Annotated in this window: 16 protein-coding genes; 10 read left to right on the plus strand and 6 right to left on the minus strand. The window is 67.5% G+C overall.

The genetic code is table 11. The annotated features are described in order from the left end of the window. Nucleotides 1–176: 176 nt before the first annotated feature. Both purQ and purS read right to left on the minus strand, forming a co-directional pair. Nucleotides 177–881, minus strand: coding sequence for a phosphoribosylformylglycinamidine synthase subunit PurQ (gene purQ / locus FB468_RS13090; RefSeq protein ID WP_141887743.1), 705 nt, complete (start codon nt 879–881; stop codon nt 177–179). Then, nucleotides 881–1,147, minus strand: a complete 267-nt coding sequence (purS, locus tag FB468_RS13095; RefSeq protein ID WP_121073857.1) for a phosphoribosylformylglycinamidine synthase subunit PurS — start codon at nt 1,145–1,147, stop codon at nt 881–883. Before purS ends, purQ begins: the two co-directional genes overlap by 1 nt. A gap of 115 nt (nt 1,148–1,262) precedes the next feature. On the opposite strand from purS, the gene FB468_RS13100 reads away from it, so the two are divergent. Next, nucleotides 1,263–2,285: a nitronate monooxygenase gene (locus FB468_RS13100; protein ID WP_246055884.1), complete on the plus strand. Its 1,023-nt coding sequence runs from the start codon at nt 1,263–1,265 to the stop codon at nt 2,283–2,285. Nucleotides 2,286–2,289: 4 nt separating this feature from the next. Here FB468_RS13100 and FB468_RS13105 read toward each other — a convergent pair whose 3' ends face one another. Further along, on the minus strand, nt 2,290–3,219 hold the full coding sequence (locus FB468_RS13105; protein WP_141887745.1) for a phosphoribosylaminoimidazolesuccinocarboxamide synthase: 930 nt from the start codon (nt 3,217–3,219) through the stop codon (nt 2,290–2,292). Between the two features lie 94 nt (nt 3,220–3,313). Between FB468_RS13105 and FB468_RS13110 the strand changes: the two genes are divergently transcribed. Next, nucleotides 3,314–4,057, plus strand: a complete 744-nt coding sequence (locus FB468_RS13110; protein WP_141887746.1) for an SRPBCC family protein — start codon at nt 3,314–3,316, stop codon at nt 4,055–4,057. A 243-nt stretch (nt 4,058–4,300) separates the two neighbouring features. Here the strand turns inward: FB468_RS13110 and purD are convergent, their stop codons facing one another. Then, nucleotides 4,301–5,563 carry a phosphoribosylamine--glycine ligase gene (purD, locus tag FB468_RS13115; RefSeq protein WP_141887747.1) on the minus strand — a complete coding sequence of 421 codons (1,263 nt, stop codon included), beginning with the start codon at nt 5,561–5,563 and terminating at the stop codon, nt 4,301–4,303. 22 nt (nt 5,564–5,585) lie between these two features. Between purD and FB468_RS13120 the strand changes: the two genes are divergently transcribed. The 4 genes from FB468_RS13120 (at nt 5,586) to tatA (FB468_RS13135) (ending at nt 7,018) form a co-directional block, all read left to right on the plus strand. Continuing rightward, nucleotides 5,586–5,948, plus strand: a complete 363-nt coding sequence (locus FB468_RS13120; protein WP_141887748.1) for a sterol carrier family protein — start codon at nt 5,586–5,588, stop codon at nt 5,946–5,948. A gap of 37 nt (nt 5,949–5,985) precedes the next feature. Then, complete coding sequence (locus tag FB468_RS13125; RefSeq protein WP_141887749.1) at nt 5,986–6,381, plus strand: hypothetical protein; 396 nt, start codon at nt 5,986–5,988, stop codon at nt 6,379–6,381. A gap of 65 nt (nt 6,382–6,446) precedes the next feature. Continuing rightward, on the plus strand, nt 6,447–6,662 hold the full coding sequence (gene tatA, locus FB468_RS17585; RefSeq protein WP_141887750.1) for a twin-arginine translocase TatA/TatE family subunit: 216 nt from the start codon (nt 6,447–6,449) through the stop codon (nt 6,660–6,662). Nucleotides 6,663–6,805: 143 nt separating this feature from the next. After that, nucleotides 6,806–7,018 (plus strand): twin-arginine translocase TatA/TatE family subunit, encoded by a 213-nt coding sequence (gene tatA, locus FB468_RS13135; protein ID WP_141887751.1) that lies wholly within the window; start codon nt 6,806–6,808, stop codon nt 7,016–7,018. Nucleotides 7,019–7,085: 67 nt separating this feature from the next. Here tatA (FB468_RS13135) and FB468_RS13140 read toward each other — a convergent pair whose 3' ends face one another. Beyond that, complete coding sequence (locus FB468_RS13140) at nt 7,086–8,249, minus strand: PucR family transcriptional regulator (protein WP_170219731.1); 1,164 nt, start codon at nt 8,247–8,249, stop codon at nt 7,086–7,088. Nucleotides 8,250–8,419: 170 nt separating this feature from the next. Here FB468_RS13140 and FB468_RS13145 point away from each other — a divergent pair, with 170 nt between their 5' ends. Genes FB468_RS13145 through FB468_RS13160 form a run of 4 tightly spaced genes read left to right on the plus strand, consistent with a single transcriptional unit; the run spans nt 8,420 to nt 13,416 of the window. Then, entirely contained in the window at nt 8,420–9,751 is a 1,332-nt protein-coding gene (locus FB468_RS13145; protein WP_246055885.1) for an MFS transporter, read from the plus strand. After that, nucleotides 9,751–10,977, plus strand: coding sequence for a thiolase family protein (locus tag FB468_RS13150; RefSeq protein WP_141887753.1), 1,227 nt, complete (start codon nt 9,751–9,753; stop codon nt 10,975–10,977). The genes FB468_RS13145 and FB468_RS13150 overlap by 1 nt, the downstream gene beginning before the upstream one ends. A gap of 2 nt (nt 10,978–10,979) precedes the next feature. Further along, a complete protein-coding gene (locus FB468_RS13155; RefSeq protein ID WP_141887754.1) occupies nt 10,980–12,626 on the plus strand; it encodes a class I adenylate-forming enzyme family protein in 1,647 nt (548 codons plus the stop codon). Next, nucleotides 12,613–13,416, plus strand: a complete 804-nt coding sequence (locus FB468_RS13160; RefSeq protein ID WP_141887755.1) for an SDR family NAD(P)-dependent oxidoreductase — start codon at nt 12,613–12,615, stop codon at nt 13,414–13,416. The genes FB468_RS13155 and FB468_RS13160 overlap by 14 nt, the downstream gene beginning before the upstream one ends. Nucleotides 13,417–13,484: 68 nt before the next feature. On the opposite strand, the gene purF is transcribed toward FB468_RS13160, so the two are convergent. After that, complete coding sequence (gene purF / locus FB468_RS13165) at nt 13,485–14,945, minus strand: amidophosphoribosyltransferase (RefSeq protein WP_141888347.1); 1,461 nt, start codon at nt 14,943–14,945, stop codon at nt 13,485–13,487. Nucleotides 14,946–15,075 lie beyond the last annotated feature (130 nt).

Genomic DNA, 15,075 nt, shown 5'->3' on the forward strand with positions numbered 1-15,075 from the left:
GCCAGAGAGCCCCATCTCTGCGGGACACCCCGTACCCGGCGGTAGGTAAGGCAGGGTCTTGCAAGGAACTACCTCGCTGGCGGGCTCGCCTACCGGAACGAGCGCCAGAAACAGCACAGGGCGGGTGGAACCGAAGTTCCACCCGCCCTCTCCGCGTGAGCCCGTATCGGGCCGCGTTAGACGCGCGCCGCGATCGCGTTCAGTGCGCTCTCGAAGAACGCGAGGCCGTCGACGCCCGAGCGCATCGCTGCCGAGGTGTCGGGCCCGAAGCCAGCCTCGATCGCGTGCTCGGGGTGCGGCATGAGGCCGACGACGTTGCCACGCTCGTTGGTGAGGCCAGCAATATCGTTCAGCGAACCGTTCGGGTTGATGCCCGCGTAACGGAACGCGACGAGGCCGTCGCCCTCGAGCTGCTTCAGGGTCTCGTCGCTCGCGATGTAGCCGCCGTCGCCGTTCTTCAGCGGGATGACGATCTCCTGGCCCTGCGTGAACGAGCTGGTCCAAGCGGTCGACGCGTTCTCAACGACGAGGCGCTGGTCGCGGCGGATGAACTGCTGGTGCGCGTTGCGGATCAGGCCGCCGGGCAGCAGGTGCGCCTCGACGAGCATCTGGAAGCCGTTGCAGATGCCGAGCACGGGCATACCCTTGCCAGCGGCGTCGATAACCTCGGTCATGATCGGGGCGAGCGCCGCGATCGCGCCGGGGCGCAGGTAGTCGCCGTAGCTGAACCCGCCGGGGAGGATGATCGCGTCGACATCCTGCAGGTCGTGGTCAGCGTGCCAGAGCGCGACGGGCTCGGCGCCGATGAGGCGAACAGCGCGCTGCGCGTCGCGGTCGTCGAGCGAGCCGGGGAAGGTGACTACACCGATGCGGGTCGCCATTAGCGCGCCTCGACAGCGACGCCGTCAACCGAGATCGCGACAACGTCCTCGATGACCGAGTTCGAGAGGATCTCGTCTGCCATCTGGCGAACCTCTGCGAGCACGTCTTCGGTGACCTCGCCCTGCACGGTCAGCTCGAAGCGCTTTCCGATGCGGACGTTCTCAAACTTGCCGTGACCGAGGCGCTCAAGCGCTCCCGTCGTCGCCTTACCCTGGGGGTCGAGGAGTTCGGCCTTGGGCATGACATCAACAACAATCGTGGGCAAGGAGTGCCTCCAGGTTCGCGAAATAAACGGGATGCGTACCGAATCAGTCTACCCTGGCTGTACACGGTGCGCTCGCCGGGCGCTGCCGCCGTTGCCGAACCCTTGGAGGGGCCACGTGACTCAGACTTTCCTGACCAGCCGACTCCCAATCGTCGCCGCCCCGATGGCGGGAGGTGCGACAACGGTTGCCCTCGCAGCAGCAGCCGCTGAGGGCGGAGCCTTCCCGTTCCTCGCAGCCGGGTACAAGGCTCCCGAGGCGCTCCGCGATGAGGTCGCCGCGCTGCGCGGGCGCACCGGCGACTTTGGCGTGAACCTGTTTGTCCCGGGAAGAGGCGAAGTCGACGTCGTGGGGTTCGCGGCGTATGCGGCCGCGATCTCTGACGAGCTCGGGGCGTACGGCCTGAAGCTTGGCCGGGTTCCTGCGGAAGACGACGACGCGTGGGGCGCGAAGCTGCAGGTGCTGCGCGAGGATCCAGTGCCCGTCGTCTCGCTCACATTCGGGCTGCCGCCGACGAGCGATATCGCCCTCCTCAAACGCGCGGGATCGGCCATCGTCGCGACCGTGACCACCGCCGACGAGGCTCGCGCCGCCGACGAGGCCGGCGTCGACGCGCTCATCGTGCAGGGCCCGGCAGCGGGAGGCCACTCCGCGACCTGGGACGCGCAGCGAAGGATCACCGACGGCTCGACCGCCGACACCCTTGCCGCGGTGGCGGCTGTCTCCCGGCTGCCACTCATCGCCGCGGGCGGAGTTGACGGTGCTGACGCCGTGCGCGGCCTCCTCAGTGGCGGGGCAGAGGCGGTGGCCGTCGGAACGCTGCTGCTTCGCACGGACGAGGCAGGTACATCGGAGACGCACAGGCGCGCCCTCGCCTCCGACGAGTTCGACGAGACCGTGGTGACGCGCGTTTTCACGGGGCGCCCGGCCCGCGCACTCCGCAACGGGTTCGTCGACCGGCATGCGCACGAGGAGATCACTGCCTACCCCGCCGTGCACCACCTCACCCGCGAGCTGCGTGCGCGGGCCGGCGCCGCGGGCGACGCCGACAGGCTGCACCTGTGGGCGGGTACGGGGTACCGTGCCGCAAAGGCGGAGCCGGTCGCGCAGACGATCGCGCGGCTGACCGCGGGGCTTTAGCCCACTACGCTCGGGCGAACGGGGGCTCTTCCCCGGTGAGGCGTACGTACAGGTCGCGGTAGCGCGCGTACGTCTGCTCGACGATCTCTTCGGGAAGCACTGGCGGAACACCCTGCTTGTCCCAGTTCGCGGCGAGCCAGTTGCGCACGATCTGCTTGTCGAACGAGGCGAGGCGCTCGGGCCCCGAGAGGGTCTCGTCGAAGTACGTTGACGCGTCCCAGTAGCGTGACGAGTCGCTCGTGAGCACTTCGTCGGCGAGCACTAGTTCACCGGTCACGGGATCCTTCCCGAACTCGAACTTCGTGTCCGCGAGCACGACGCCGTGCTCGGCGGCGAGCTCGCGGGCCTCGGTGAAGATCTTGAGCGACGCGTCCCGGAGCGCCTCGGCGACGTCTTGGCCCACGAGCTCCGCAGAGCGCTCGAACGTGATGTTCTCGTCGTGCTCGCCGAAGGGAGCCTTGTACGCTGGGGTGTAGATCGGCTCGTCGAGCAGATCGCCGTCTTTCAGCCCGGCGGGCAGCTCGATCCCGCACACCGCGCCGGTCTGCTGGTACTCAACGAAGCCCGACCCGGTGAGCGCTCCGCGCACAACGCACTCGACCGGATACATGTCGAGGCGGCGCGACACGACCGCTCGGTCGGCGACGGCCTCGGGCACGGCCGGGGATCCTTCGCCGATCGCGAGGTGGTTCGCAAGCGGGATCCGTGAGAACCACCAGTTCGACAGCGCGGTGAGCAGCGCGCCCTTCCCGGGAATCGGCGGCTCGAGTACAAAGTCGAACGCGCTCACGCGGTTGCTCGCGACCACGAGCAGGTACGGTGAGGTCGCGGCGTCAGCGCCCTCCGGAACATACAGGTCGCGCACCTTCCCTGAGTAGGTGTGTGACCAGCCGGGCAGCGCGAGAGGAGTGGGAAGAGCGTTCACGCCTCCCATTCTCCCACTTGAACGCGCACGCTCTCGCCCCTGTCCGGGTGAGAGGCCAGAACCGCGAATATGATGAGGGGAACAGAACTGGAGGGTGAGGGCCATGGCGGTTGTCGGACCGGTGATTGCGCGCATGCGAGCGAGGGCGCCCCGAGAGGTCGCGTGGAACTATCTTGCTGACGGTGCCCTCCGGGCTTCGTGGTGGCCCGACGCGGAACTCGACGTGGTGTTCGGCGGCACGGTTGCGGAGCGCTGGACGGCCGAGAACGGCGAGTCCGCGAGCCGGAACGCGGTCGGCGCCGTCGACGTGCTCATCGAGGGGCACGCCCTTGGCTTCCGCTGGCGCGACGGGAGCGACGAGCACGAGACCGCCGTGCTCGTCACCTTCCGCTCGCAGGGCGACGAGACCGACATCATGGTCACCGAGACGGGCTTCGGGGTCTTCCCCGACGCGTTCGAGCGCACCGCCGACGCGCAACAGAGCTGGATCGACCTGCTCACCGATTACGTCGCCGTCCTCCGTGAAGCCGCGCCGGTTGAGGCTGAGGTCGCTGGGGGTATTGAGACTGAGGCTGCTGAGGTGGTTGAGGCCGCTGAAGCGGTTGAAGTCGAAGCCGCTGAGAACGACCAGGCTGACGCCACTGAAGCCGTCGAGTCCGAACCCGCTGACGACGTTGAATCCGACGAGCTGAGCGACCTCGAGGAGGTATTCGAGGCAGACGAGGCCCCCGACACGGATGCCCCCGAGCCCTCCAATGTCGATGCTCAGCAAGCTGACGAGGAGCCCGAAGACGAGGCCCCAGACTTCGACAGCCTTATCCGAGGCGATGTCGGGGATAAGGCCTAGCTCGGTCGTAGATTGAGGCTCCGGGGGCAAGAGACGGCTGCCCGAGCCACGAAACCTGTCGCCGAGCCCTGAACCGCGGACCCTACATATGCAAACTGCGGTCCGTCTGCCCAAATCCTAGGAAACTGGCATACGAACCGCAGAAAGCAGGTGGATGGGGTGAGCCCGGCCCGGGGTGAGTCGAGCCCGGGGCGAGCCCGGAGTGAGCCGGGTGTAGCGCTCAGCCCAAGCACCCCAGGGCGACTACGCCACGCGCTCCGCGATGTCGGTGCGGAACTGGCCGCCCTCGAGATCAATCTCGTTCAGGGCCGAGTACGCGCGGGCCCGCGCCTCGGCAAAGCTCTGCCCGCGCGACACGACGCCGAGCACGCGCCCGCCCGTCGCGATCCAGCCGCCGGTCTGCGTACGCGCGGTGGCGGCGTGCACGAGGTGCACCCCGGTGACGGCCTCAGCGGCCTCAAGCCCGGTGATCTCACGGCCGGTTGCGACGTCACCCGGGTAGCCCTCGCTCGCCAGCACAACGATCACCGCGGGCTCGTCCGAGAACGTGGGGGCGGGAAGCGAAGCGAGCTCGCCGTTCGCCGAGGCGAGGAGGTACGCCGAGAGCGGCGACTCGAGCCGGGCGAGCACGACCTGCGTCTCGGGGTCGCCGAAGCGGGCGTTGAACTCGATGACCTTCACGCCCTTGGACGTGACGATGAGGCCGCAGTACAGCAGCCCGATGAACGGGGTGCCCTCGGACTCGAGCTGGCGCACGGTCGGGATAGCAACGTCGCGCTTGATCTCCTCAATGAACGCCTCGGTGCCACCCGGCAGCCACGGCAGCGGCGAGTACGCGCCCATGCCACCGGTGTTCGGGCCCTGGTCGCCGTCGAAGATGCGCTTGTAGTCTTGCGCGGGGGTGAGCGCGACGACGTCGTGGCCGTCGGCGAAGAAGAACAGTGAGACCTCCTGGCCGTCAAGGAACTCCTCGACGAGCACCTCACCGTGCGGGGCCCAGGTCGCGATGTGATCGATTGCGGCGTCACGATCTTCAGTGACGAGTACCCCCTTGCCCGCGGCGAGGCCGTCGGCCTTCACAACGTAGGGCGCGCCGAACTCGTCGAGCACCGCGCCGGCCTCTGCGGCGCTCGCGACCTTCGCCGCGCGGCCCGTGGGTACGCCAGCCTCGTCCATAATGCGCTTCGCGAACGCCTTCGAGCCCTCGAGCTGTGCGGCGTCAGCGTTCGGCCCGAAGACCGGAACGCCGCCAGCGCGCAGCGGGTCTGCAACCCCAGCAACGAGCGGCGCTTCGGGGCCGACGATCACGAGGTCGAAGCCGCGATCTGAGACGAACTTCGTGACCGCGTCGGGGTCGGTGAAGGCGAGGTCGACGGTCTCGACGCCGCTCGCCGCGATGCCGGCGTTGCCGGGGGCGCAGACGATGCTGTGCTCAGCGTCTTCGGAGAGCAGGGACAGGACGATGGCGTGTTCGCGGGCACCCGGCCCCAGGACGAGAATCTTCACCCCTCAAGGATAGTCTGGGCAGATGGCCAGACGCAGGATCCAAGCGGCAGACGGGCTCGCCGCGCTCGCCGCAGTTGAAGCGGGAAGCACTGAGCGAACCGACATCGCGACCTCGGTGCGGTTCCTTCTCGAGGAACTCGCGGAGCTCGCGCCGGGCAAATCCGTCGAGGTGCGCGTGCCGCCCTACGGGGCGGTGCAGTGCGTGGGGGGCCTCACCCACACGCGTGGCACGCCGCCGAACGTGATCGAGACGGACGCGGAAACATGGATCGGGATCGCGACCGGCCGGCTCGCCTGGGACGAAGCGGTCGCCTCCGCGCGTGTGCTCGCGTCGGGGTCGCGTGCGAACCTCGACGGGCTGCTGCCTGTCGTTCGCAGGCGCTGAGGCGACACCCACATTTGAAACCTGAGAGAATAGCCTCATGTCAAGCGAAACTCAGCAGTCTGTCGAACTTCAGCGATCGGTGCGTATTGGCCGGCTGTTGCTCGTCGGTGCGATCGCGGGCGCAATCGTCGGTGCGCTCGTCACGCTGATGTTCAAGGTGCCTGAGGGGGCCCTGTACACGGTGGGGCAGATCGCCGGGTTTATGCTGCTCATCGGCGGCGCCGTCGGCCTCACGCTTGGTGGACTGCTCGCGCTGATCCTGAACGCCGTCGCGAAGCGTAAGCGCGGCACCGGGGTGCTGCAGCACACCACCGTCGTCGGCGAAGGCGTCGAAGTGGCAGCGCCCGAGGCTGAGACTGAGGCGCAGCCCGCGACCGAGGCTCAGCCCGCGCCCGCAGCCGACGAGGCCGCAGGCGCCACAAAAGCTGAGTAGTGAACGCGGCTGAAGCGCAGCAGGCTGTGCAATAATCAGCCAGTTCTTATTGAAAGGGGCTCGTCATGATTCAGGGACTGAGCGGACCGCACCTCATTGTCATCGTCTTCATCATCGTGCTGCTGTTTGGCGCGCCGAAGCTGCCCGCGCTCGCGAAGAGCCTGGGCCAGTCGGCCAAGATCTTGAAGCGCGAGGTCTCGAGCGATGACCCGGTCGACACCGACGCCGCTGCGCCGGCGTCCGAGCCCACCAAGCCGAGCGGTACCGCGGGCACGAACTAGTGCTCCGCGCGTGAGGCGCTGAGCCTCCGCCCGCAGCAGCTCACCTGAGAGGCCTCCCGGTTCTTCTCAGGCTTCTCCGCGCGCCATTTCGCGAACTGCGGTAGTTTTGATGCAAGCGTTGAACAGCGAGGAGTGCGTTAATCATGATCGGCAACATGGGTGGCCCCACCCTCATCGTCATTGTCTTCATTGTGCTGCTCTTGTTCGGTGCGCCGAAGCTGCCCGCGCTCGCGAAGAGCCTGGGCCAGTCGATGAAGATCCTGAAGAAGGAAGTTCGCTCGGACGACGACACGACGAGCAAGACCGACGACCCCGACAAGGGCGAGGCCCCGGAAGCGCCGAAGAAGAGCGAATAGCGTACCCGCCCAAGAGTTTTCGAGGCCGCCGTGTTCACCGTGAACACGGCGGCCTTGTCGTTTCTGCTCAGTCCAATCGCTGGGCTCCCGGCCCGCCCGCGGCGGCCAGCGCCCAGGCGATCTCAACGAGGGTGTCGAACTCGCCCAGGGAGGAGTCCGTGAGCTCCTCGAACTTCTGCATCCGATACCGCAGCGTGTTCGGGTGCACCGGCAGGCTCTTCGCGGCGGCGTCAACGCGCAGGCCGTGACCAATGAAGGCTCGAATCGAGTCGAGGATGAGCGCGCCAAACTCGCCCTCCGCGAGCACGGGGTCGATGTAGCTGCGCCGCAGAAACTCGTTGAGGGCGGGCGATGCGGGAACGCCGATCCGCCAGCTCATCCCGGCGAGCGTGATGCGGCCCGATTCGCCCACCAGCTCGGCCGCCGCCTGCAGCTGCTGGGCGAGTCGGTACGACTCCGGCAGCGAGTGCCACTCGCCAAGCGATCCCTCGGAGTAACCCACTGTTGCGGGTAGCATTTCGTCGGCCGCGAGGTACCCGATCGCCCGGCCCTGCTCCATAACGAGCGTGTCGGGAAGCGGGGTGGGGAGGGGGACCGGGAGCGGCTCCGTGACGATCGCGCGGAAGGGCCCCGCCCCGGTGAGCCGCGCTCCCGCGGCCCCGTGCTCTGCCTCGGTGAGGTCGCCTGCGAGCAGGCGCCGGATCCACTGCTCTTGCGCCTGTTTCCGCGCGACCTCGTCTGCGATCTGAATCTCGCGATACGCGAGCGAGATCCGCGCCGAGAAGGTGTCGCCTAAGTCCCACAGCAGTGTCGACGCGCGAAGTGCGACGAGCGGGTCGAGCCCGCTCTCGTTGGTGAGCGCGATCACGCGATTTTGGATCACCCGGAGTGACTCGCGAAACCCTCCCATGATGTCGGTGATGGACAGTCCCTGGGCGAGCCGCTCGTGTGTCGAGAGCGCGGCCTCCCAAATCTGGTCGGGCGGAGGGATGACGCCCGAGCGGAGCGTCTGGATCGCGAGCGCCCGGTTGCGGCCGACCGCCTCGATCAGGTCTGCGGCAGGCACGCTGGCGTAGGCGGGAAACTGGGCCCTGCCGCGCTCGATCACGGCATCCGCGATGGAGTCGTCGCGCGAGAGTTCGTCGAGGATCGCGTCGAACCGCGTGGCGTAAGCCGCGGCTACGCCGGCGGGCGGGGCGGACGGAGCCTCCGGGGAGTCTGGTGTCGTCATCGGCACCCTCGATTCTCGTTGGAAAAAAGCATGGCCATTCTGTAAATCTCTTGGAATTCTAGCCATTGCTTGGAACTTTCGACAACGCCAGACTCGTTTCTGAGTGAAGCGCATAGCCAAGCAGGCCGCCACCCGGCAGGTGCTCTTCGGCTACAACAAGGAGGTTGGCGTTGACCGCACACACAGACTCACTGCTGCCCAGCGAGGGTACGACCGCTGAACCGAGACTGATCAACGGCCCGAAGCAGCTGCTCGCTGCGTCCGTCGGAAACGCCGTCGAGTGGTTCGACTGGTATATCTACTCGATCCTGGCGATCTACTTCTCGACACAGTTCTTCCCCGCCGACGCCGATAGCAGCCTCGTGCCACTGCTCGGAACCATGGCCGTCTTCGCGGTGGGGTTCTTCGCGCGGCCGCTCGGCGGCCTACTCATCGGCTACCTCGCCGACAGGTTCGGTCGCAAGCGGATCCTGGTGCTCACGGTGCTCGGCATGGGCGTTGGCTCGCTCATGATCGCGTTCTCGCCGACCTACGCCCAAATCGGCGTGTTCGCGCCCCTCATCCTGGTCATCGCGCGGCTACTGCAGGGGCTTTCTGCCGGCGGCGAGTACGCCGCGAGCTCGGCCTTTCTCGTCGAATCGGCCCCGACCGGGAAGCGGGGGTTCTATTCGAGCTTCTTCTACATCAGCGCGACCGCGGCGAACCTGCTCGCGATCGGCATCGCGGCGCTCCTCACGAACCTGCTGCCCGCCGACGACATGCGCTCGTGGGGATGGCGCGTCCCGTTCGTTATCGGCGCGGTCGCGGCTCTGATCGCGCTCTGGGTGAGGTCGCACGCCGCGGAGACGCTGCACGAAGACCAGCTCGCGTCGGCGGCTCACGCGCGCGGCGACGCCGAGCGAATTCGGCTCTTCTCGTTCCTCAGACACCACCCGAAGAGCGTCTTCTTCGTCTTCGGGATGACAGCCTCGTCTGCGATCGTCTTCTACATTTGGACGGGCTTCCTCCCGACCTACGCAAACATCGCTGTCGGGTTCGACGTGAAGCAGGGTCTCACGGCGAGCCTCATCTCCCTCACCTGGTTCCTGCTCTTGCAGCCCGTCATGGGCGCGCTGTCTGACCGCTTCGGCCGCAAGCCGTTCCTCATCGCGTTCGGCGTGTTCTTCACCGTCGCGACGGTGCCGCTGCTCGGCGCCCTCAACGACTCGTTCTTGAGCTTCCTTGCCGTGCAGCTGCTGGGGCTCACGTTCATCGCCGCCGCGACCTCGATCGTGCAGGCCGTGTTCAGCGAGCTTTTCCCGCGCAAGATGCGGTCGGCGGGCATCGGGTTTCCGTACGCGGTCTCCGTCGCGCTCTTCGGCGGCACCGCGCCGTACGTCGCGACGTGGATGGCCTCGCAGGGCAACATCGGCGCCTTCGCCTGGTACGTCGCCGGGATCAGCCTGGTCTCGCTCATCATCATGTGCTTTGTCCCTGAAACCCACAAGAAGGAGCTCGACTAATGGCGCTCGCCCCAGTGTGGATCGCCGGCGCGGGGATGACCCCGTTCGGCATCCACCGCGACCTGACAGTAAAACAGCTCACAGCTCAGGCTGTGCGCGAGGCGCTCGCTGACGCCTCGGCGACGACGAAGGACGTTGAAGCTGTGTTCTTCGCGAACACGACCCAGTCGCCGCTCGAGGGGCAGCACATGGTGCCGGGGCAGATCGCGGTGCGCGAGCTGGGCATCCAGGGTGTCCCGGTCGTCAACGTTGAGAACGCGTGCGCCAGTGGCGCCTCCGCGTTCCACCTCGCGGTCGCGTATGTGCGCTCAGGGGCTGCAGACGTCGTGCTCGCGGTCGGGGCCGAGAAGATGAACGTGGAAGACCGGGCGCTCGCGATGTCGGTCTTTGATGGCGCCTACGACGTGAGCGCGCCAGAGGAGCTCGCGCGCGTGCTTCGACACCTCGGAGGCGAGGCCGACAGGCCGGCCGGGCCGAGCTCGAGCTTCATGGATATCTACGCGGCAATGGCGCGAAACCACATGGACACCTACGGCACAACCCAGCGGCAGCTCGCGGTGATCGCCGAAAAGAACCACCGCCACTCGGTCGACAACCACCGGGCGCACTACAGGAAGCCGATGAACGCTGACGAGGTGCTGGCGGCGCGTGCGCTCGCCTTCCCCCTTACGGTGCCGATGTGCGCCCCCATCACTGACGGCGCCGCCGCCGTGCTCGTCTGCTCAGAGCGCGGCCTGGCCCGACTGGGGAGCACGGCCAGTGTGCGCGTGCTCGCGTCGGCGCTTGCGACCGGCAGCGACCGCGACTTCACGACGTTCGAGGGTCACGTGAGCGGAGTCGCCGCTCGCCGCGCCTACGAGCAGGCAGGGCTCGGGCCTGAAGCCGTCGACGTCGCCGAGGTGCACGACGCGACGGCCTTCGGTGAGCTGCTGCAGCTCGAGGTGCTCGGGCTGTTCGGGCCGGGGGAGGCGGCGGCCGCGGGTGAGCGCGGCGCGACGAGTATCGGCGGTGCACTTCCCGTGAACCCGTCGGGCGGCCTCGTCTCCAAGGGCCACCCGCTCGCCGCGACCGGGCTGGGGCAGATCTTCGAGCTCACGGAGCAGCTCAGAGGTCGCGCAGGAGCGCGCCAGGTTTCGAGCGCACGGGTCGCGCTCGCCGAGAACGGTGGCGGGTTCCACCGCGGCGAAGAGGCAGTTGCCTCGGTCGTCATGTTGGGAGCGCAGTAGCCATGGTCACCGCAGTATCGTTCTTTGACCGCGGCTGGCGGATCAACCCAGACGAGCTCGCCTACGTGTCGGCGGGTGAATCCTGGACCTTCGACGAGGCGAGGCGCACGTCGAATCAGATCGCGCGCAGCCTTGCCGAGCTCGGCATCGCTCAGGGCGGAAAGGTCGGGGTGCTTTCCCCGAACGCGCCCCTGGCATGGCTGTGCGTGCTCGCGGCCTGGCGCATCGGCGCCGTTTGGGTGCCGCTGAACCCCGACCACCCAAGCGACGAGACCGCGCAGCTGCTCACGCGTTTCGGCGTCGACGTGCTCATCTACCACCCGGAGCTCGGCGAGCAGGTGGCCGAGATTCGCGGGGCGGCGCCGGGCGTGAAGCACCTGGTGTCGCTCGGGCCAGTCCGTGGCGACGCACACGGCGGCGACATCGACCTGACCGCCCGGGCCGCGACCCTTCCCGATACTGCCCCCGCCTACGAAGTGGGCGCCGACGATGTCGCCGTGATCGCGCCGACGGGCGGCACGACGGGGCTCCCAAAGGGCGTGATGAACACCCACCGTAACGTGTCGGTGATGGTCGCGCACCAGATGCTCGCGATGCAGTACGGGCCGCACGACAGACAGGTAAATCTCGCTGCGGCGCCGATGACGCACTCCTCGGGGTTCTCCTCCCTGCAGGCGTCAGCGCGGGGCGGAACGACAGTGATCATCCCGCGGGCATCGACCGACGCGGTGCTCGACGCGATCGAGACTCACGGCGTCACCGAGCTGTTCCTCCCTCCGACTGTCATCTACCGGCTGCTCGACCGCCTTGAAGACGAGCAGCGTGATCTCTCGTCCCTGCGCTACCTGCTGTACGGCGCGGCCCCGATGTCGACCGAGAAGCTGCGGCGCGGCCTCGAGCTGCTCGGGCCGGTGTTCCTCGAGGTCTACGGGCAGATGGAGGCCGTCGCGGCGATCAGCTTCAAGCTGCCACAAGATCACCTCACGGCAACCGGGGAGATCGCTGACGCCGAGCACCTCGCCTCGTGCGGGCGCCCGGGCCCGCTAATCGAAGTCACCGTCCGCGACCCGCTCACGTTCGAAGAACTGCCCGCGGGGGCAACGGGCGAGATCTGTGTGCGCGGCGACCTCGTAATGAAGGGCTATTACGAGGAGCCGGAGAAGACCGCCGAGACCATCGTCGACGGTTGGCTTCGCACGGGCGACCTCGGCCATCTCGACGCCGCGGGCTACCTGTTCATCACCGACAGGTCGAAAGACCTCATCATTTCCGGCGGCTTCAACGTCTATCCCAGCGAGGTCGAGCAGGCGCTGTGGGGCCACCCGGCCGTGCTCGACTGCGCGGTAATTGGGGTGCCACACCCCGACTGGGGCGAGCAGGTGACCGCCGTCGTCGAGCTACAGCCCGGCGGGCACGCGTCCGAGGCCGAGCTGCGCGCCTACTGCCGAGAGCAGCTCGGCGGGGTGCGCACGCCGAAGCGGGTGTACTTCACTGAGCTCCCACGGAGCGCGAACGGCAAGGTGCTGAAGAAGGAACTCCGCGGCGCGGGCGAATGGATCGCAGACGCCGCAGCCGGCCTCAGGGCCAGTTCCATTGACGCTGAGGGCATCAGCGCGCGGCAGAACGGAGACGCACATGCGAGAGCTTGAGGGCAAGATCGCGCTCGTCGTTGGCGCCGGAACGATCGGCGACGAGATTGGCAACGGGCGCGCGACCGCGCTCCTCATGGCGAGGCACGGCGCGCACGTCGTGTGCGTCGACCGCGATGAGCGGTCAGCGCGCCGCACCGCTGACATGATCGCCGACGGGGGCGGGGCAGCGGAGAGCTTCGGGGTCGACGCGACCGACGAGGCGGCCGTCGCGGGCCTCGTGGGCTCGGTGATTCGCGCCCACGGTCGCATCGATGTGCTCGACAACAACGTCGGGATCAGCCTGCTCGGCGGGGTCACAGAGGCCTCCGCGGAAGACTGGGATCGTGTGCTCGCGGTGAATCTCAAAACCGCGGTCAACGCGATGAAGTACGTCATCCCGCACATGGTTCGGCAGGGGGCAGGGGCCATCGTAAACATCTCCTCGATCGCGGCGCTTCGGTGGGGTGGAACCGCGTATGCGACTTACTACACCTCGAAGGCCGCGCTCACCCACCTGAGCAGGACAACGGCGCTTGAGTTCGCGGCGGCCGGGGTCCGCGTGAACACGGTTTCCCCGGGCCTCATCAAGACGCCGATGGTCGCGAATACCGCAGGCCTCGCGAATGCGTACGGCGCTGACAGTGTCGAGAAGATGTGGGCTGAGCGCGACCGCCAGGTTCCGCTCGGTCATATGGGCGAACCGTGGGACGTTGCTGAGGCCGCGCTCTTCCTCGCTGGCCCGCGCGCAAAGTTCGTTACGGGGGCCGACCTGGTAGTCGACGGCGGCATGACCGTGCGCGCGGCATAGGTGTCGAGTGCGAAGGGGGTGCCGGGGCTTTAGCCCCGGCACCCCCTTCGCACTGTGTTGGCGTCGCGCTAGCTCGTCTGCGTCGCCTCAACCCAAGCGAGGTACTCCTCGTCGATGTTGCCGGCGATGTACTCGCCAGTGAAGCAGCTCTCCTCGAGCTTCGTGACGGTGTCCTGGCCCGCGAGGATAGCGCGGTTCATGCCCTCGACTGTCTGGTAGATGAGGTGGTCGGCGCCGAGCTCGGCCGCGATCTCGGCCGGAGTGCGGCCGTGGGCGATGAGCTCGTCGCGCGACGGCATGTTGATGCCGTACACGTGCGGGAAGAGCACGGGGGGCGCGGCCGAGGCGAAGATCACGGAGCGGGCGCCGGCGGCGCGGGCCATCTCGACGATCTCACGCGAGGTTGTACCGCGCACGATCGAGTCGTCGACGAGCAGCACGTCCTTGCCCTTGAACTCGATGTGCATCGCGTTGAGCTTCTGGCGCACGCTGCGCTTACGCACCGCCTGGCCGGGCATGATGAAGGTGCGGCCGACGTAGCGGTTCTTGAAGAAGCCCTCGCGGTACTCGATACCGAGGTTGCGCGCGAGCTGCATGGCAGCGGGGCGGCCCGAGTCAGGGATCGGCATGACGACGTCGATGTTCACGCCCGGCAGCTCCTCACGGATCCGCTCAGCGAGCACGTCGCCCATGCGCAACCGCGCGTCGTACACCGAGATACCGCTGAGCACGGAGTCGGGGCGCGCGAGGTAGATGTACTCGAACGCGCACGGCACGAGGCTCGTGTTCGGTGCGCACTGCTGCGAGGCCATGGTGCCGTCAGCGCGGATGAGGATCGCTTCGCCCGGTTCAACGTCGCGGACGATTTCGTAGCCGCCCGACTCGAGCACGAGCGACTCGGATGCGACGACCCACTCGTCGGTGCCGGCCTCGGAGAGCCGGTGGCCGAGCACGAGGGGGCGGATGCCCTTGGGGTCGCGGAACGCGATGAGCCCGTAGCCGGCGATGAGTGCGATGGCCGCGTACGAGCCATCAACGCGCTCGTGCAGCCTGGTTACGGCTTCGAACACCTGCTCGGCGTCGAGCGAGAGCCCCTTGATGCTCGTCTGCAGCTCGTTGGCGAGTACGTTGAGCAGCAGCTCGGTGTCGGAGTGGGTGTTCAGGTGGCGACGATCCACGTTGTACAGCTCGGCGGTGAGCTCGCGGGTGTTCGTGAGGTTGCCGTTGTGCACGAGGATGATGCCGTAGGGCGCCCCGACGTAGAAGGGCTGCGCCTCTTCTTCGCGGGCTGCGTCACCCTTCGTCGCGTAGCGGACGTGACCGAGGCCGACGTTGCCCATGAGCTGGCGCATGTCGCGGGTGCGGTAGCCCTCGCGTACCTGGCCCTTCATTTTCGCCATGTGGAAGAAGTCACCTTCCAGGGTGGCGATGCCTGTCGAGTCCTGACCACGGTGCTGCAGCAGCAGCAGGCTGTCATAGATTTGCTGGTTGACGGGTTCGGACGAGACGATACCGACGATGCCGCACATGTTGCGAGTTCGCTCCACTGGGTAGGGGTTGGCGCCAAGCGACGCAGCTAATAGTTTCCCACACCTTGCGCCCTGTAAACGATGGGTGAACGGTACCGGGGCGAAACGCGTGCTCGCGGCAGGGTACCCT

The sequence above is a fragment of the Leucobacter komagatae genome, from assembly GCF_006716085.1.
Classification (GTDB): domain Bacteria; phylum Actinomycetota; class Actinomycetes; order Actinomycetales; family Microbacteriaceae; genus Leucobacter; species Leucobacter komagatae.